The 17,831-nt window shown below is 27.7% G+C and carries 16 protein-coding genes; 4 read left to right on the top strand and 12 right to left on the bottom strand.

What is annotated here, in order from left to right:
• Positions 1-4: 4 nt before the first annotated feature.
• The 3 genes from HZY31_RS05090 to HZY31_RS05085 form a co-directional block, all read right to left on the bottom strand.
• Positions 5-1,201: an NAD(P)-binding protein gene (locus HZY31_RS05090; RefSeq protein WP_297318364.1), complete on the bottom strand. Its 1,197-nt coding sequence runs from the start codon at positions 1,199-1,201 to the stop codon at positions 5-7.
• Positions 1,198-2,262 carry an acyltransferase gene (locus HZY31_RS08120; protein WP_366863789.1) on the bottom strand — a complete coding sequence of 355 codons (1,065 nt, stop codon included), beginning with the start codon at positions 2,260-2,262 and terminating at the stop codon, positions 1,198-1,200. Before HZY31_RS08120 ends, HZY31_RS05090 begins: the two co-directional genes overlap by 4 nt.
• Positions 2,263-2,634: 372 nt before the next feature.
• Positions 2,635-3,915 (bottom strand): TIGR04013 family B12-binding domain/radical SAM domain-containing protein, encoded by a 1,281-nt coding sequence (locus HZY31_RS05085; RefSeq protein WP_297318363.1) that lies wholly within the window; start codon positions 3,913-3,915, stop codon positions 2,635-2,637.
• A 108-nt stretch (positions 3,916-4,023) separates the two neighbouring features.
• Here HZY31_RS05085 and purT point away from each other — a divergent pair, with 108 nt between their 5' ends.
• On the top strand, positions 4,024-5,190 hold the full coding sequence (gene purT / locus HZY31_RS05080) for a phosphoribosylglycinamide formyltransferase 2 (RefSeq protein WP_297318362.1): 1,167 nt from the start codon (positions 4,024-4,026) through the stop codon (positions 5,188-5,190).
• A 12-nt stretch (positions 5,191-5,202) separates the two neighbouring features.
• Here purT and HZY31_RS05075 read toward each other — a convergent pair whose 3' ends face one another.
• The 3 genes from HZY31_RS05075 to HZY31_RS05065 all read right to left on the bottom strand — a co-directional run bounded on the left by HZY31_RS05075 (position 5,203) and on the right by HZY31_RS05065 (position 7,728).
• Positions 5,203-5,577, bottom strand: a complete 375-nt coding sequence (locus tag HZY31_RS05075; RefSeq protein WP_297318361.1) for a 4Fe-4S dicluster domain-containing protein — start codon at positions 5,575-5,577, stop codon at positions 5,203-5,205.
• Positions 5,578-5,610: 33 nt separating this feature from the next.
• A complete protein-coding gene (locus HZY31_RS05070; RefSeq protein ID WP_297318360.1) occupies positions 5,611-6,186 on the bottom strand; it encodes an OsmC family protein in 576 nt (191 codons plus the stop codon).
• Between the two features lie 141 nt (positions 6,187-6,327).
• Positions 6,328-7,728 carry a radical SAM/SPASM domain-containing protein gene (locus HZY31_RS05065; protein WP_297318359.1) on the bottom strand — a complete coding sequence of 467 codons (1,401 nt, stop codon included), beginning with the start codon at positions 7,726-7,728 and terminating at the stop codon, positions 6,328-6,330.
• Between the two features lie 131 nt (positions 7,729-7,859).
• Here HZY31_RS05065 and HZY31_RS05060 point away from each other — a divergent pair, with 131 nt between their 5' ends.
• Complete coding sequence (locus HZY31_RS05060; RefSeq protein WP_297318358.1) at positions 7,860-8,774, top strand: D-glucuronyl C5-epimerase family protein; 915 nt, start codon at positions 7,860-7,862, stop codon at positions 8,772-8,774.
• A gap of 12 nt (positions 8,775-8,786) precedes the next feature.
• Positions 8,787-9,473, top strand: coding sequence for a metal-dependent hydrolase (locus HZY31_RS05055; protein WP_297318357.1), 687 nt, complete (start codon positions 8,787-8,789; stop codon positions 9,471-9,473).
• 18 nt (positions 9,474-9,491) lie between these two features.
• Here the strand turns inward: HZY31_RS05055 and argH are convergent, their stop codons facing one another.
• Positions 9,492-10,946: an argininosuccinate lyase gene (argH, locus tag HZY31_RS05050; protein ID WP_297318356.1), complete on the bottom strand. Its 1,455-nt coding sequence runs from the start codon at positions 10,944-10,946 to the stop codon at positions 9,492-9,494.
• A 115-nt stretch (positions 10,947-11,061) separates the two neighbouring features.
• On the opposite strand from argH, the gene HZY31_RS05045 reads away from it, so the two are divergent.
• Complete coding sequence (locus HZY31_RS05045; protein ID WP_297318355.1) at positions 11,062-11,280, top strand: hypothetical protein; 219 nt, start codon at positions 11,062-11,064, stop codon at positions 11,278-11,280.
• A 78-nt stretch (positions 11,281-11,358) separates the two neighbouring features.
• Here HZY31_RS05045 and HZY31_RS05040 read toward each other — a convergent pair whose 3' ends face one another.
• The 5 genes from HZY31_RS05040 to topA are packed head-to-tail and all read right to left on the bottom strand — an operon-like array spanning position 11,359 to position 16,710.
• Positions 11,359-11,979 carry a fumarylacetoacetate hydrolase family protein gene (locus tag HZY31_RS05040; RefSeq protein WP_297318354.1) on the bottom strand — a complete coding sequence of 207 codons (621 nt, stop codon included), beginning with the start codon at positions 11,977-11,979 and terminating at the stop codon, positions 11,359-11,361.
• A 21-nt stretch (positions 11,980-12,000) separates the two neighbouring features.
• Positions 12,001-12,558: a hypoxanthine/guanine phosphoribosyltransferase gene (hpt, locus tag HZY31_RS05035; RefSeq protein WP_214399770.1), complete on the bottom strand. Its 558-nt coding sequence runs from the start codon at positions 12,556-12,558 to the stop codon at positions 12,001-12,003.
• Positions 12,559-12,573: 15 nt separating this feature from the next.
• A complete protein-coding gene (locus tag HZY31_RS05030; protein ID WP_297318353.1) occupies positions 12,574-13,173 on the bottom strand; it encodes a PCI domain-containing protein in 600 nt (199 codons plus the stop codon).
• 19 nt (positions 13,174-13,192) lie between these two features.
• Positions 13,193-14,353 (bottom strand): class I SAM-dependent rRNA methyltransferase, encoded by a 1,161-nt coding sequence (locus HZY31_RS05025; RefSeq protein ID WP_297318352.1) that lies wholly within the window; start codon positions 14,351-14,353, stop codon positions 13,193-13,195.
• Positions 14,350-16,710, bottom strand: coding sequence for a DNA topoisomerase I (gene topA, locus HZY31_RS05020; RefSeq protein ID WP_297318351.1), 2,361 nt, complete (start codon positions 16,708-16,710; stop codon positions 14,350-14,352). Before topA ends, HZY31_RS05025 begins: the two co-directional genes overlap by 4 nt.
• Positions 16,711-17,831 lie beyond the last annotated feature (1,121 nt).

Genomic DNA, 17,831 nt, shown 5'->3' with positions numbered 1-17,831 from the left:
TTAATTAATTCATCTTTTTATTTAAATGTTCTATATAATTAACGACTTTTAAAACTCCCATGGCTATTCCTTCAACTTCAATTCCTCCTCTCCCCTTACATCCGTCTCCAACTAAAAAGAGTTTATCATTTACAATATTATCTATATCTGTTCCATTAGAAGCGTGATTTACTGGCCAACTTTCTCTATATGACTGTATATGCAAGATTCTATAATCTTTACCTTTAAATAATCTATCAATATCCTCCAAACCTAAATCTATCTCTTTTTTTACATTGTTAGTTATTTGTGCTTGATGAGTCATAACTAAGTGCCATCCTTCAGGGGCTAAGGATTTATCTACATTTGTCACTTGATTCAATCCATTAATTCTTTCACATTCTGGTGTAAAGAGAACTCCTCCATGCCTTATAATTCCCTCCTTTGTGGCTATAGATATTTTTATACCTTTGGATGGCTTTGGCTTTGATTTTAAAAATTTTATATTACAAATTTTTTGTGTTTCAATTGGGGATATATTACTAACAACTACATCAAATTCGTAATCATCAATATATGCTTTCTCATCAATCTCTATTTTTTTAACTTCATATTCTTTAATAATTTTTCCATTATTTGTTTTAATAATTCTCAAAAGTTCGTCAATAACTGCCTTACAGCCACCAATGGGAATTCCTGGACCTCCAAATTTATAATAATTTTTAGCAATTTCAATAATTTCACTCATTGGAGTTTCATAGGCAGTTAAACTTAAAGCCCATCCTGTAAATGCATTCCCTATTTTTAGAGCTAACTCAACATCTTCTAAGAACTCTCCAAATGAAATATTTTTATCAACATTTCCTAACTTTAGCTTAGCAGACATTGTTATAGCCTTAATCTTATCTTTAAATCCTAAAAGAGAAAATAAATCTTTGTATAAATATTCTTTTCCATTAATTAAAAAAGTTCCATCAGGATTTGAATTTATAATTTTTACATTAGCTCCTGCCTTTCTTAATAACTGAGCTAAATATCCATCATTTCCGTGCGGTATCATATGTAAAGCTCCTGTTGTTAGTTGAAATCCTTCATATTCCAAATTAGTAAATCTCCCACCCAAAAATGGAAGTTTTTCAAATATAACAACTTCATGATTCTTAGATAACAATGCTCCTGTTAATAAGCCTCCCAATCCACCACCAACTATGCCAATCTTCATAACAATGTCCTCCTATGTTTTTTAATTTTTATTTTTAACTCTGTGAATAGATAAGTAGAGATATAACTTAAAATTAAGACGAAAATGAAGTATAAAATAAAGTAACTTACACTATTATAATATTGAATATTAAGGTTAATGATGCTATTATTTAAAAATTTTAAAAAATTGTTGTTTAATACTCCCTTAAGTAGTTGATAGATTCCCCTTATAAATAAATCATATCGCACAAACAAATAATGGATAAGATAGATTCCAAAAGAATATTGTCCAATTTTTAAAATTATATTAAAAATCTTTTTGTTGTGTATATAGTTCGATAATTTAAAGAGTAAGATGAATAGTAATATACTATATCCAGTAATACCAAAATAATAAAAGTAGAAATGAAAATCATTATAAAATTTAAAAGTTTTTAGATATAAGCCGTCTAATATTATATAAACTGCTAAAATACTCCATAAAATTAGAATTCTAATTAAGTTTTCCTTATCATTGAAAAATTCATTTTTAAATTTTCTAATGTTTAAACCTAATATACATCCAAATAAGAAAAAATATGCCTGAGTAATCATTAAGGGGAAGCCCCATGATAGTATATGAAGATAACACACAGAGTATATGGAAATAATACCAAAAATTATGAATACTACTAAATTTGTAAGCAATTTTTTAGAATTTAGATATTTCGCAATACTTATAAAGATAGGAAATAATATATAAAATTGAAAGATTAGTGGTATAAAGTATAAATGAGGAGCTACATAACCAGATATAATGTATTTTAAGAAATTAATCACACTAAAAGATTCTCCTCGGGCAATATGAAAAAAATAATAATATATCAACACAAAAAATAAATAGGGGATAAATATAAAACTAATCCTTTTTTTAATAAATGATATGTAATTTATCCCGTTGTTTGCATATTTATACGATAATACCATTCCACTAATAATTATAAAAAACGGAACTGCAAATCTTGTGAGGTTGTTCATTAATACATAAAATAATTTGTAAAATATATTTAAATCAAATATTCCATAACTACTTACGTGGATAGCAATAACCCGTTCTAGTTCTCCGCTACAAATGGAACAAATCGTAGCGGAGAACCTTCCAGCCTCCCAACTTCATCGGCTGGCAATCGGGGGGAACGGAAACTCCCCACATCTTCAGCTTAATAGCAGTCCCATTCGGGCTTAGTTTCCCCCACATATCGGGACTGCCATGTTATAATATTATCGTTAAAAGTATTATTTAAAATTTTTGGATAGTGTTTTATAGAAACAAAAGTATAGATTTGTTTTGTATGTTCTATTTAAGGAAACTGCCCAATATTGCAATACCTCTAAGATAATCCAGTTCAACAATTCTTTTCAATATTTCACCATTTATTAAATTATATTTAGTTATATTTTAATTTTAAAACTCTATAATTCTCCAAATCTTAAATACTTTGATATTTTTTTAGCTAACATCTGTTGATTATGCCACGAACCATAGAATATTCCTTTGGGAATCTCATGTCTCATAGCCATTATTATTTTTTTATCAACAACCCCGGGATTTGCCTTTGCAAAAGGTGTTTGTGGTAATGGAATAAAAGCATGAGCGTGTATTTTAACGCCTAATTTTATAAAATCTTTCATAACCTTTATTGTTTTCTCTATATCCTCCTTAGTCTCTCCAGGTAATCCAAAAATAAAATCTAAACTTACATTAATTCCTTTTTTTATTGCTGTATCTACAGCTTTATAAATATCATCAACTGTATGCCCTCTATTACACAACTCTAAAACTCTATCACTTCCAGACTGTGCTCCAATAACTAAACTTTTATTATATGTATATTTTAAAATTAAGTCAGTTGTTTCATCATTAACATGCTCTGGTCTAACCTCTGAAGGAAATGTTCCAAAGAATATTCTCCCATCTTTACCTAAAATTTCTTTAATGTTTTTTAGTAAATTTTCAAGTTTGTCAATATTAACATCTTTTCCAGTTTTAGAACCATATCCAAAAGCATTTGGTGTTATAAATCTAATATCTTTTAAATTTCTTTCAGACATTATTTCAACATATTTACATATATTTTCAATACTTCTATGTCTAACATTTTTTCCAAATATTCTTGGTGTTTGACAGAAATAACATTTATAAGGACAGCCTCTCGTTATCTCTATATGTCCAAATTTGTTATATTTTATTGGAAATGGCGGATACTTATTTAAATCAATAGGTTTTCTTTTTCCAGTGTATATAAATTTATCCTCTTCAAAATAACATATTCCTTTAACTTTTTTATAATCTTCATTCTCACTAACTGACATAATAAATTCTGGAAATGTCTCTTCTCCCTCTCCTATACAAACTACATCAAACCCTAACTTTAAAGTTCCCTTCGGATCTCCAGTAGGATGAGATCCTCCAGATAAGTAAATTATTTTATTACTATATTCTTTATATTTAATTTTTAGTTTTTTCATTAATTCATAGGTTTTCCATAACTCAGTTGTAAAAAACGATATTGCAATAATTACTTTATCATACCTCTTTAAAATTCTTTCTAAGTTATAAATATCTTTTTTATTGGCAAAGTATATAGGAAAATTATCAAAGTATTCATTAACCTCTAATGCTCCAATCAATGCATTAAAACTATTTTTGTGTTGTTTTGTATAATAAACTACCAAAGCCGTGTTTTCTCTCATATCAACCCCTAAACATTTATTCTTTAAAAAATAACATAATATAAATATGACAAAAATTATATTAAGGATTTCTTTAAAAGTTAATGCTAAAAATTTTTTGGTGAAATAATGGAAATTGGAACTCCTCTTTTAAAAGGTAGTGTTAAATTTTTATTGTTAGGAAGTGGAGAGTTAGGGAAAGAGGTTGTTATTGAAGCGCAAAGATTAGGAATTGAATGTATTACCGTAGATAGATATCAAAATGCTCCAGCTATGCAGGTGGCTCATAAAAGTTATGTTATTGATATGAAAGATTACGATACTATAATGGCGATTATTGAAAGGGAAGAGCCAGATTACATAGTTCCAGAGATTGAGGCAATAAATACTGATGCGTTAATAGATGCTGAAAAAGATGGATATACTGTTGTCCCAACAGCAGAGGCAACAAAAATAACAATGAATAGAGAGTTAATAAGAAGATTAGCCGCTGAAAAGTTAAAATTAAAAACTGCTAAATATGAATTTGCAAATTCTTTGGAGGAGTTAAAGGAGGCCGTTGAAAAAATTGGATTACCTTGTGTTGTTAAACCAATTATGTCCTCATCTGGAAAAGGGCAAAGTGTAATTAAAAAAGAAAAGGATATAGAAAAAGCGTGGATTAGAGCAAAAGAAGGAGCAAGAGGAATAGGAAATAGGGTTATTGTTGAAGAGTTCATAAACTTTGATTACGAAATAACATTATTAACAGCAGTTACAGAGGAAGGAACTAAATTTTGCGAGCCAATAGGGCATATTCAGATAGATGGAGATTATCACGAAAGTTGGCAACCTCACGAAATGGGTGAGTTAAAAGAACAAGCACAAGAGATAGCAAAAAAGATAACCAATGCATTAGGAGGTTATGGAATATTTGGAGTAGAAATGTTTGTTAAAGGAGATGAAGTTATATTTAGTGAGGTTTCACCAAGACCACACGATACAGGAATGGTTACGATGATAACCCAAGAGATGAGTGAGTTTGAGATTCATGTTAGGGCAATATTGGGCTTACCAGTTTCAACAAAACTTATTACACCAGGAGCAAGTCATGTAATAAAAGCAAACATAAACAAATATGCTCCAAAATATTATATAAAAGAAGCATTAAAAGTTCCTAATACAAAGTTAAGATTGTTTGGTAAGCCGAATGCAAAAGTAGGTAGAAGGATGGGGGTTGCTTTAGCTTATGCAAACTCTATTGAGGAGGCAAGAGAACTCGCAAAAAGATGTGCCAATGCTGTTAAGATAGAATAATTTTTCATTAATTTAAATTAAATTATGATTTTTTAGAATTTCTTTGGCTTTGGCTAACAATTTATTTTCTTTAATAATTTTTTGTATATATTCTCTATCTGGAAACTCTAATGCATCTACTGGACATAACTTTTTGCAGGTAGTGCAGGCAACTACACAGTTGTAAGGTCTGGCAACAACAGGTTTCTTCTTTTCTTTATCCCAATCAAATACTACTCTATTTGCACAGGTTATAAAACATAATCCGCAACCAATACATTTATCATAGTTTATTTTAGGATACCATTCAATTTTTTTCCTATCAATTCCCCACCATGGTTTTTTACTCCAATCTTTTATTACTCTACCTAAGGCATCTTTTCCTATAATTGGTAAATCTTCACTCAAATTTTCACCTCATTAAATATTTTATTATTTTTATTATTCAAAAATAATATTTTTCTCAATTTCACAGTTTAAGGTATTACTAATTAAACATTTTTTAGAGCCATTTAAAACTAATTTCTTTAATTCTTCTTTATTATCCAATTCAGTATTATCAATTTTTAGATAAATATTTAATATTACTTTTTTTATTCGACCCTCTTCAAAAGATTTTTCAACAGATCCATCTACTTTTATCTTAGCCTCTATGTTATTTTCTTTTAATGTATTTCCAACTGCTATACAAATACACCCACATAGTCCTGCTAAAAATAAATCCATTGGAGATATTTTTTCTTTTGTAGAACCTTTACCTCCCCTTGAATGAATACTTAATCCTTTAATATTTAACAAAGTTTCAAACATATCATAAAATTCAGCGGAAATTTCCTTTTTCTCATCTTTACTTACAATAATATCAACAATCTTAGCTATAAATTTTTTTCTTTCATTTTCAGGAATTTTATCTAAAAACTTTTCTAAAGCTAAGGGCATCATTTTTGGCATCATCTTTGGAGCCATTTCTTTGGCTATTTCTGAGTTCATCATTTCCATTATCATTTCTGGATTCATTATTTCACCAATTATTTAAAATTATGTTATATACATTAGGAATAGTATTATTTATAATTTTCGATTAATTAATGTATTTTAATATTTTTTATGTTTATTTGAATATTTAAATATTATTAATAAAGAATTAAAGTATTAGTATTAATGATATTTTTTAGTTAAAATACATCCAGGATCTTCTCTTAAATAATCTTTAAAATATGAGTAAGCTCTTGCTCTACAACCCCCACATACATATTTATATTTACATTTTCCACAAATAATTAACTTTTCTCTAATTCTTAAATCATTCAAAACTTTATTATTTTTCCAAAATTCTAAAAAATCTTCTTCATCATTAAATTCTCTAATATTCCCTAATTTTAATGGGAAAAATACACATGGTTGAATATCCCCATTAGCTCTTAAACTTAAATAAAATCTACCGCATCCACAGCCACCAATAAAGTTTGCTAAACTCTTTAATCTGTCATCTCCATCTAAATCAACATTTGCAAAGTGCGTAGCAAGATAATATTTGTTATGCTCTAACGCTGTTCTTGAATAATATGGAGCAGTGGATAAAAAGGCAGTTTTACATTTTTTGTTAGTTTCATTCATTAACTTATCCCATAATAGATTAAGTAATTCTTCTCTCTCTTCGGCAGATAAATCTATATCAAAATCCCCCACACCTACAGGAATGTAGTTATATAGTATAAAGTAATTTACTCCCAACTCTTCAGATAAATCAATAACATTTAGAACATCTTTATAGTTTAATTTAGTAGCAGTCATTGATATTCCACAGCAGATTCCTTCCTCTATAACATTTTTTATTCCCTCAATAGTTTTGTCATAAATGCCTTTAATTCCTCTAAATTTTTCATGAGTCTCTTTAGTACCATCTAAACTAATTTGAACAAAATCAACATTATGCTCTTTTAATTTTTTCACATTTTCTTTATTTAATAGTGTTCCATTTGTAGCTATTGAAATCTGCATTTCATAACTTTTAGCTCTATCTATTAATTCAAATAAATCTTTTCTCATTAATGGTTCTCCCCCAGAAAATGCAATAGCTACTATTCCAGCATTACCCAATATATCAACAACTTTCTTAGCCTCTTCATTATTTAACTCATCTTCTAGTGGCTTTCCAGCATTTGCATAGCAATGCTTACATTTAAGATTACATCTATATGTTACATCCCAAACTACTAAAAATGGAGCCCCTGAAACAAATGGCTTTTTTACTCCAAAATATGCTAATCCTCTTATCACACTTATTAATCCTTTTTTAAAATAAGGATCTTTTAAATAATTTTTGAATTCATCAATATATTTCTCTCCAGCAAATGTCTTTAAACCTCTATTAATAATATCTTTTAAAAGTTTATATTTAATTGAACAAATATCTTCCCCATTAATGTATGCATCTATATAATTTTCAATTATTAATTTACCATTAGAATCTTTTTTAAATAAATCTAAGATTTGTCTTTTTACCAGAGGATTTAAAATAAATTTTGAAAAAATTAAAGCCATATCTTCAAGTTCCATAGTATCACTATTTACATTTAATAATAGCATTTAAAAATTTTTATATTACACTTAATATTTATAATTTTAGTTGATAATTATTTTAATTAGTTCAAAAATAAAAAATTTAAATAACATAATAAAGTGATAGTATGTTTAAAAATATTAAAAGTTTTATTATAATATTAGTAGTTACTATATCATCTTTTATTTTTGGATATATCGTTGGAGTTTCACAGCCCATGTATTCTGAAAATTCTATTATTCAGTATTTCAAAAATCCAAAGCCTTTTACAGTTGAAGATATTAGTATGCCTGTAACTTACTATGGAACAATAAAAGGAGAATACATTGGTTATCAAATAACTCCTCACAATGTAAATGAAGAGGCAAGAAAATGCTTTTATAAATACTTTAAATTAAAGGATAAAGATCCAGAAGAGGCTGAAAAATATTTAAAGAGAGGTTTATTTTTAACAGAATATTTAATTTCTCAGGCAGAAAAAGAAACTGTAAATTTAAATGGAAAAAATATTACCTTTATTATTTGGAGGTATAATTTTGATTTTCCAGAGTATAATTTATCAAGAGGTTGGACTGGCTCTCTATGTCAGGCAGGATGCATGAAAACTTTGTATTTAGCATATAAATGCACAAATGATAAAAGGTATTTAATTTTAGCAAAAGAGGCGTTAAATGCCTTTATAGTGCCTGTTGAAAAGGGAGGTTTATTAAAAATAAGAGTAAAAGATAATAAAACTTACTATTGGTATCCAGAGTATGCATCAAAAAATCCACCTTATGTTTTAAATGGATTTATAACCTCTGTTATTTGGATTGGAGAGTTTGCAAATGAAACAAATGATAAAGAGGCTTATTTTTTATATAAAGAGGGATTAAGATCAATAAAAGCATTTCTTCCTGATTACGATGCAGGAGATTGGAGTTATTACGATGCGTTAAAACATAGATGTAATGAACATCTCCAAAGATTACAGATGTTATGGTTATATAATCTAACTAAAGATAAAATATTTTTAAAATACTACAATAAATGGAAAGAATAAATTGGGATAAAAATGAACTGGAAGGGACATGTAATTTTAGGACTTATATTTGGGTTACCTTTTATTTCTTCCCCAGAACAGATATTTTTAGTTTTATCAGGGGCTTTTTATCCAGATTTAGACCACGAGGTTAAAGAGGATATTGTAAAGAGAGGTATTATAATTTCAGGTGGAATTGTATTAATTAATATTTTACTTTATTTTTTTGAAAAAAGTTTGTTTAATATTGATTTATTTGTTTTAGGAGTTTCAGTTTTTTTAATCTTTTTAATTCCATATTTTTCAGAGCATAGAACTTATACTCATACTATTTGGTCGTTGTTATTTGTCTCTATAATTATTGGTTTTTTATCTTACAAACTTTCATTTATTTCAAAGGTTTTTGCTGGATTAATATCTTTGTTAATGGTTACTAATGAAGTTTTATTGGGAAAAATAATAGTATATGTTATTTTTGTATGGGCCATTTTAGATATTATTAATCTAAATCCAAATATTAATGGTGTTTTACATTACATATTACCAGTTGCTATTGGTTATTATTCCCATATAGTAGGAGATTCCTTAACACCAGCGGGTGTTAGGATTTTTTATCCAATATCTAAATATAAATTAAGAAAAAAAGGAGGATACATATTAATAATATTCTGGCTAATTTTTGTTATATTATTTTGGTTAAGAAATCTCAATATGATATAATTAATAACCTAAATTTTATTAGATTTCATAGGATAGAAGATTTTCTTTAATTTTATTTATTTTATTAATTTTTTCATTTACTTCTTTTTCATATTTTTCTAATCTCTCTTTAAATGCCTTTATTCTTTTTTCAACTTCCTCGGGGGAAGGGCCTCCAATAACATTTCTCATTTTGACATTTTCATAAGGATTTAATACCTTTTTTATCTTTTCCTCATCTACTTTCAAATTGTATTTTTGTAAAACCTCTTTTATAACTTCCAATATATCTCTCTTTTCTTCAATTGACTTTCTAACAACCTCACCAACGATTCCGTGGGCAGTTCTAAATGGTATATTTGCCTCCTTAACCAATGTGTCAGCCAATTCTGTAGCAGTAGAATAATTTGCATATGCCAACTCTCTCATTCTATCTTTATTAACTTTTAAAGTTTTTAACATTCCATGAATCATTTTTATTGTGTCTATTGTAATATATACACTCTCCCATAAATTAGGAGTAATTTCCTGCAAATCTCTATTGTAAGTATTTGGTAGAGCCTTTAATATTGTTAATGCAGTAACTAAATTTCCATTTAATTTGCAAAGTTTAGCCCTTGCAATTTCAGCAACATCAGGATTTTTTTTCTGAGGCATTATAGAGGATGTTGAGCAATATTCATTTGCTATTTCAACAGTTCTAAACTCATAAGTTGAAAATAGAACTAACTCTTCGCAAATTTTTGATAAATTAGTTCCTAATATTGATAAATCAGCCATAACTTCCAATATAAAATCTCTTGCAGAGACACCATCCATTGAGTTCTCTATTAATTTGTCAAATCCTAAAAGTTCCTTTGTTCTCTCTCTATTAATTTTAAATCCCGTTGTTGCCAACGCTCCACAACCTAATGGAGAAATATTGATTCTTTTATATGTATCAAATAATCTCAATATATCTCTTTCAATTGCTGAAACATAACTTAATAGATGATGAGCAAATGTTGTTGGCTGAGCGTGTTGTAAATGAGTGTATCCAACTGTTAAAGTGTGCTTATGCTCATCTGCCAACTCTAATAAATCTTTTAGCATATTAATCAATAATTTACTAATTTCTAAAACCTTCTCCCTCAATACTAATCTTAAATCTGTTGCTACTTCATCATTTCTACTCCTTCCAGTGTGCATTCTTCCAGCGACATCTTCACCAAGTTTTTTAATTAACTCATTTTCAATAACCATATGTATATCATCTAAGGAAGGGTCTAAGTTTAAACATTCTATCCCATTTTTGTAAATTCCTTTCAAACCTTCAATAATCTTTTTTGCAGTATCTTTATCTATAATTCCCTCCTCATAAAGCATTATTACATGGGCTATGTCACACAAAATGTCTGCTTCAAAAATTTCTTTGTCAAAATCTAAACTTGTTGTGTATTTTGCTACATCTTCCTTAATAGAGTTCCCTAATCTACCTCTTCTCAAAATGTTCATAATTCTCACCATATCTTGTATTGTTATTTTATATAAAAAATTTAGTACGAATAAAAAAAGATATTTAGGATTTTGAAAATATTAATATTATTTATAAGAAATATTTGGTGATTAAATGAGTTTAAAATTATTAAAAACAATTATGGATAACAAAATATTTAATAATAAGATTATATTTTTGGAAATATTTCTAATTGGTATAGCAACAGTAATAGCATCCCATTACAATAATAAAATTTTTTTAGTAATTTTAGGAATAATATCATTGCCAATTGCTGTGATAGTTCTTATTAAACTATTATTTTATATGAAATATACTCAAAATATAGATTAATATATAAAATTTCAAAAGCAATTTTAATAATTATGATTTTATTACTCATATTTGTTGAAATTTTAGTAATATATGTTATTATTGTATAAAATAATTCCTTAAAATTCCTATATTTTCAATTTTACACTCTACGACATCTCCAACTTTTAACTCTCCTACGCCAGGAGGAGTTCCTGTGGAAATAATATCTCCAGGATATAGTGTCATTATTGATGAAACAAATTCTACCAATTCATAGACATCAAAAATCATATTTTTAGTGTTAGATTTTTGTTTAACTTCATTATTAACTCTACACTCAATATTTAGGTTCATTGGGTCTATGTCTTTAACTATTCTTGGACCTATTGGACAAAATGTATCAAATGACTTAGCCCTCGTCCATTGCCCATCTTTCTGCTGTAAATCTCTTGCAGTTACATCATTTAAAATTGTGTATCCCATTATGTAATCCTCAGATTCTGATTTTTTAACATTTTTACATTTTTTTCCTATAACAATTGCTAATTCAACCTCATAATCAACTCTTTTTGAAATTTTTGGTTTTATAATGTAATCTTCATTATATATAATTGCAGAAGTAGGCTTTAAAAATATTATTGGATATTCGGGAATTTCCATATTTAACTCCTTAGCGTGGTCTATATAGTTCAAACCAACGCATACAATCTTTGTAGGATTTATACTTCTTATGTCCATTTGACCACCAACATTAACATTTTATTTATCTAAAATTACAACTTTTCCATCTACAACATCAATTTTAACTAATGTTTTAATTTTATAGCCAGTTTTTTCTTCAACTTCTTTTTTACCATTTCCTCTTTCTATAACACATATTATATCCTTTATCTCAGCCCCTGCTTTTTTTAATGCCTCAATTATAGCAATCATCGTTCCTCCCGTAGATATAACATCATCTACAATTACTACTTTATCTCCCTTATTTATTCCATTTAAATATAATTGTCCTTTACTATAACCAGTAGTTTGAAAAACAGGAATTTCTCCTGGCAACTTATACTCTCTCTTTCTCATAATTACATAGGGTATATCAGTATATAAAGAGAGGATAGTTGCCAAAGGAATTCCCATAGCCTCGGCAGTTACTATTTTATCAACATCCTCAAAGTTTCCAATTTTGATTATTCTTATTGCAACTTCTCTCAACAATTTTGGCTCTACAATTGGGACTCCATCAGTTATTGGGTGAATAAAATAATGATAATTTCCTCTTTTTACAATAGGACAGGATTTTAAAGTTTCTTCTAATAGCAATGTTCCACCTCCAATTTACTGTATTTTATAAACTCCAGGTATGGGCTCAAGGATTTCCCCAGATTCTATTAATTCAGATAAATACTTTTCTAAATCTTCCTCTGAAAGTTTAACCATACCAGAGAGTTCTTCAAATGTAATTTCTCCAAATTTTTCAATAAGAGATAATATTTTTTCTTTTATAACTTCTGGATCTAAATTTTCAATTTCTATATCTTCTTCAAATTCTTCCTCTTTATCTTCATCATCTGCCAATTCAGCATTTTCTAATAAATATTTTCTCGTCTTTTTTATTTCCAAATCTCTAAGTTTTATCCACTTTTCATCCCTAACTTTAATAATTTCAGCCATTAAATATTTATCTCCATTGAATGTTCTTGGTCTTCCAATTACATCAACAATATCTCCCTCTTTGATATAAACTGGTTTATCTTCAAAATACTTAACATTAACTCCATCAACATAAAAAGATAAAATTTCTCCAACATTTATATTTTCCACTTTTCCTAAAATTCTTACTCTTCTAACCTTTCTACCCTCTATAATTAAAGAATTTTCAACAACTTCATTTTTTAAGAATTCTTCTGGATAAATTTTATAGGCAACATATCTCATATTTTCACCAAAAATAAAATTAAATTTTTTCTAAACTTAAAAATAGACACTTTAAGTATTCTGTTCCCTTAGAAGTTATTGGATGATCTGGACTTTGTGAGCCATATTTAATGATTTTAGCCCATTTTTTTGCTTTTAGACATGCATCTATAACTAACGCTTTAAATGCATCTGGCTCTAATGGTTGAGAGCAAGAACAAGTTACTAATAATCTATCAGCCAATTTAGCTCCAAATCTATTTAACATATGATAGCCCCTAATAGCGTCCTTCAAAGATTTTTTTGATTGAGCAAATGCAGGAGGGTCTAAAATTACTATATCAAATTTCTCTCCATCCTCTATAAACTCCTCTAAAACTTTAAATGCATTGCCTTCTATAAAAGTGTATTTATCCTTAGGAATATTATTTAATTCCATATTTTCCTCCGCTACTTTTAAAGCCTTTTTAGATAAATCTACTCCTACAACTTCTGCTCCTTTAATTGCACAATGGACTGAAAATCCTCCTGTATAGCAACAGACATCTAAAACTCTATCCCCTTCTTTTATAAACTTCTCTATCTCTAACCTATTTTCTCTTTGGTCTAAAAAAAATCCTGTTTTTTGTCCATCAAAGGTAACTTTAAATTTTGCATCCCCTTCTTTAATAATTGTTTCTGTTTTCTTTCCAACTAATATACCCTCAACCTCTGGCAATCCTGCTCTTTTTCTATTCCTTCCAGAACTTTTTTCATAAATACTATCTATCCCTAAATCTAAGAGTGTCTCTACAATTACATCTTTCATTTTTTCAATACCGTAGTTGAATATTTGAACTGTGGCTATATCGTTATATTTGTCAATAACCAAACCATTTAACCAATCTGATTGAGTATAAACCATCCTATAAGTGTCTTTAAATCCTAAAAAATTTACTCTATATTCATTAGCCTTAATTATTTTCTCTCTTATGTAGTTTTCATCCAAATTTTCTTTTTTTAGTGTCATTATTCTAATTTCTCTTGGATTTTTAAAACCTCTTCCTAAAAATTTCCCTCTCTTTGAATATATATCAACTACCTCTCCAATTTCTATTTTATCAAAATCTTCTTTATTTAAGATATTCTCTCTTGGAATTATTAAATTTCCTTTTTCTATTGCTGAATAACCTCCAAAATCAACATACAATTTCGGAATCATGTTTTATCCACCTTTTTATTTAATTTTTCTGTATATTTACACTTTGGATAATTTGAACAGCCAAGAAACTTTCCATACTTTCCTTCTCTAATTATTAACTCTCCACCACATTTAGGACATTTTCCAACAACTTTTTTACTTTCAGTTTTATTTTCTTTATTTTCTTTTGTATTTGAGTTAGTATTATTAAAATCTAACTTTTTTATAAGGAACATTCCTACATCTTTTTCTTTCTTTTTAAATTCTTCTAAAATTTTCCTTAATTTTTGTTCTGCCTCATCTAAAACATCATCTTTTTTAATCTTTCTAAACTGTATCTTTTCTAACTTCTCTTCTAAATCTCTCGTCATTTTTTCGTCAATAATTTCTGGACAGAACTTTTTTAAAGTTTCAACGACTGAAATTCCCAAGTCAGTTACTTTTAATGAGCCATCATCAATAACATACCCTCTTTTTATTAATTTCTCAACGATTTCCGCCCTCGTTGCCTTAGTTCCTAACTTTCTTTTCTCCAATTCCTTAATTATACTTGCAACAGTGTATCTTTTAGGTGGTTGAGTTTCTTTTTTAGTTATAGTTATTTTTTGAATAGGTATTAAATCTCCCTTATTTAACTTTGGCAACTCACAGTCATCAAATTTTGGGAAGTAATAAATTTCATGCCAACCTTCTTTTAATGTTCTTGAACCAGATAGTTTAAAAATCTCTCCATTTATGTTAATTTTTATATTTGAATATTCCCTCTCTGCATTATCCCAAAAAGCACTTAATGTTCTTCTTGCAATTAAATCGTAAATCTTTTTTTCTTTTTCTGATAATTCTTCATCTTTTGGAATATCTACAACATGTATTGCAGGATGAGCAGGATCCTCTTTTTTACCTTCAACTGGCTTTAAATCTCCCTTATTTAAAATATCTTTAGCCCATTTTCCATAAATTGGATGATTCTTTAAAATGCTTAAAATATTTTTTAGATAGTTTTTATCCTTTGGTAATTTTTGGGAAGATGTCCTTGGGTATGAGCAGTTATGCACAACTACACCATTGGCTATAAAGTTGTGGTATTTTTCAACTGTTAAATCATAAACCTCTCCTTCATAATCAATTTCTTCAATTTTTTTAATTTTTTGGATATAAACATCTCCATAACTAAGTGTTACTACTTGTTCATTTTCTTTCAACTCTCCAGAAGGAACAAATATTAACTTATCCATATAAACTAAAATTGGATGCTCTTTTGTTGCAATAAGTTCAGTTCCACCATTTAAGATAATTTTTATTAGTTTCTCTTTTACTGTTCTTTTTAAAAGTTTATATTTTGATTTTGTTAATTTCAAATCTTTATTTAAACATAAAATATTTCCTTCCTCATCCAAATCCTTAATTTTCTTAACTCCATCAGGTAATAAAATTAATGTGTCTGGATGCAAACATAAACCTTTTTCATACAAACTTTGGGCAATTTCTTGGGTTTCCTTTGGAGAAAACTTAAAATAGTTGTATGCCTCTCTCTGTAAAGTTCCTAAGTCAAAGGGAGGGAGTGGCTTTATCTTTCTCACAGTTCTTTTTATCTCTACAACCTTCCCAAACTTTTCATTTTTTACTTTTTCATAAACATTTTTAGCCTCTTTTTCATCCCAAAATTTCTCTTTTTCATGTATTGCCTTTAAATTATCCTTTAATAATGCCTCAATAACCCAGTATGGCTTTGGAACAAATTTTTTAATTTCCAACTCTCTCTCAGTTAAAAAAGATAATGCTGGTCCTTGAACTCTACCAACACTCATTGTTTTCCATCTATTTACTGCCTTAATAGCATTCATTAAAGCCCTTGATAAGTTTATACCATAATACCAATCTATGATATGCCTACTTTCACCAGCATCTACCAAACCATAATCTATTTCATCAGGATTTTCAAACGCTTTTACAATCTCATTTTTTGTTAATGAGGAAAATCTCATTCTCTTAGCTTTTGTTTTACTGCAACAGTATTTCAATGCGTGAAAACCTATTAATTCTCCCTCAATGTCCCAATCTGTTGCTATATATATTTCATCTGCCTCCTTAGAAAGTTTTTTTAATGCCTTTATATAGTTATCAACATATTTTTTTCCTTTTTCAACACTTGCTGGCACCCATTTTACATCAAAAACAGGATAATGTCCAAATTTAGTATTGTTTTTTTCAACCAGCGTAAATAAATGCCCAACAGCACTTGCAACAATAATTTTTTTCCCATTTCTTTCCAATTCGTAGTATGGAACATTATAGATAGTTTTTTTCTTAGGTTTTCCCAAAGCATTAGCTATTTTTTTAGCAACACTTGGCTTTTCACAAATAATTAAAACACTCATAGTTTCACAAAATAATAATATTTTATATTAGGTTATTAGAAACTATATTTAATTGTTTAACTCATACACTTATAAAATTTTTTCATAATAAATTATATTCAGCAAGAAAATTTTTCGGGATTCGATAATATTAAATCATAAAAAATTTTAAATTTTTATTATAATAATATTATAATTTCGAAATTTATCATATTACTATAATATTTTTTTGATATTTTTATGATTTTATAATATTTGATTGAAAATTTACCGGGGGTCAGTATTATTTTTAAAAGTATATGAATATGTAAATTTATAGATTTAGTGTATAAATAAAGGATATTCTGCCTTTCTTTTATGCCAAAAAGAATATAGATAAATTAAAAAATTTAGATTTATATAGTGTATTCGTAATATTATCCTTATAAATTTTCATATAAGTATAATATTTATACTCGGGTCTTAATACTATTTTATAATAAAAATTTTCTATTTTTTATTATACTCTATTACGATTTTAGAATTTATCATATTACTATAATATTTTTTTGATATTTTTCTTATTTTGTAATATTCAGATCGAAATTTTCCCGAGGGTCAGTATTACTCTTAAAAAAGATATGAATATAGAAATTTATAAATATTTTATATTATTAAAAAAATAAAGAATTTAAATACTTTTATTCCCTTTGGGGCATGATTATATACCCATAGGGCTCCGCCCTATTGCTATACTCCCTATGCATTGCTTCTTAAAAGAAGCAATGCCTCTTTTTAACTTTCCCCTTTGGGGCATGATTTTAGACAATGGTGTCTAATATGAAAAATTGGAGGAAGTTGAAGTAACTTTCCCCTTTGGGGCATGATTTTAGACAAATTAGGCAAAAGAGTTTAAAAAAATTCTTGTTTTTCGTAACTTTCCCCTTTGGGGCATGATTTTAGACAGGGCACAATTTGAAGAGATAATTTTCTAAAATTACCTTATAATTCTCCTATAATAGGGGGTTATAATTCGAAGGGTCAATTACCCCTGTTATTTATATACCTCCGAACTTATATATAAATTTTTCTATTTTGATTTATTTGCTTAAAATCCCTTAAAATTTTTAATTTAAACCTAATTATCAGGAAAAATTTAAGAT

Origin of the sequence: Methanocaldococcus sp. (assembly GCF_024490875.1) — an archaeon.
GTDB lineage: Archaea > AGJL01 > Methanococci > Methanococcales > Methanocaldococcaceae > Methanocaldococcus.
This window is presented reverse-complemented; position numbering and strand designations above follow the sequence as displayed.

Excerpts from the sequence above, each read along its gene's own strand:
- HZY31_RS05090 (WP_297318364.1), bottom strand. The coding sequence starts at position 1,201 with ATGAAGATTGGCATAGTTGGTGGTGGATTGGGAGGCTTATTAACAGGA.
- HZY31_RS05085 (WP_297318363.1), bottom strand. The coding sequence starts at position 3,915 with ATGAGAGAAAACACGGCTTTGGTAGTTTATTATACAAAACAACACAAA.
- purT (WP_297318362.1), top strand. The coding sequence starts at position 4,024 with ATGGAAATTGGAACTCCTCTTTTAAAAGGTAGTGTTAAATTTTTATTG.
- HZY31_RS05070 (WP_297318360.1), bottom strand. The coding sequence starts at position 6,186 with ATGAATCCAGAAATGATAATGGAAATGATGAACTCAGAAATAGCCAAA.
- HZY31_RS05065 (WP_297318359.1), bottom strand. The coding sequence starts at position 7,728 with ATGGAACTTGAAGATATGGCTTTAATTTTTTCAAAATTTATTTTAAAT.
- HZY31_RS05060 (WP_297318358.1), top strand. The coding sequence starts at position 7,860 with ATGTTTAAAAATATTAAAAGTTTTATTATAATATTAGTAGTTACTATA.
- HZY31_RS05055 (WP_297318357.1), top strand. The coding sequence starts at position 8,787 with ATGAACTGGAAGGGACATGTAATTTTAGGACTTATATTTGGGTTACCT.
- argH (WP_297318356.1), bottom strand. The coding sequence starts at position 10,946 with ATGAACATTTTGAGAAGAGGTAGATTAGGGAACTCTATTAAGGAAGAT.
- HZY31_RS05045 (WP_297318355.1), top strand. The coding sequence starts at position 11,062 with ATGAGTTTAAAATTATTAAAAACAATTATGGATAACAAAATATTTAAT.
- HZY31_RS05040 (WP_297318354.1), bottom strand. The coding sequence starts at position 11,979 with ATGGACATAAGAAGTATAAATCCTACAAAGATTGTATGCGTTGGTTTG.
- HZY31_RS05030 (WP_297318353.1), bottom strand. The coding sequence starts at position 13,173 with ATGAGATATGTTGCCTATAAAATTTATCCAGAAGAATTCTTAAAAAAT.
- HZY31_RS05025 (WP_297318352.1), bottom strand. The coding sequence starts at position 14,353 with ATGATTCCGAAATTGTATGTTGATTTTGGAGGTTATTCAGCAATAGAA.
- topA (WP_297318351.1), bottom strand. The coding sequence starts at position 16,710 with ATGAGTGTTTTAATTATTTGTGAAAAGCCAAGTGTTGCTAAAAAAATA.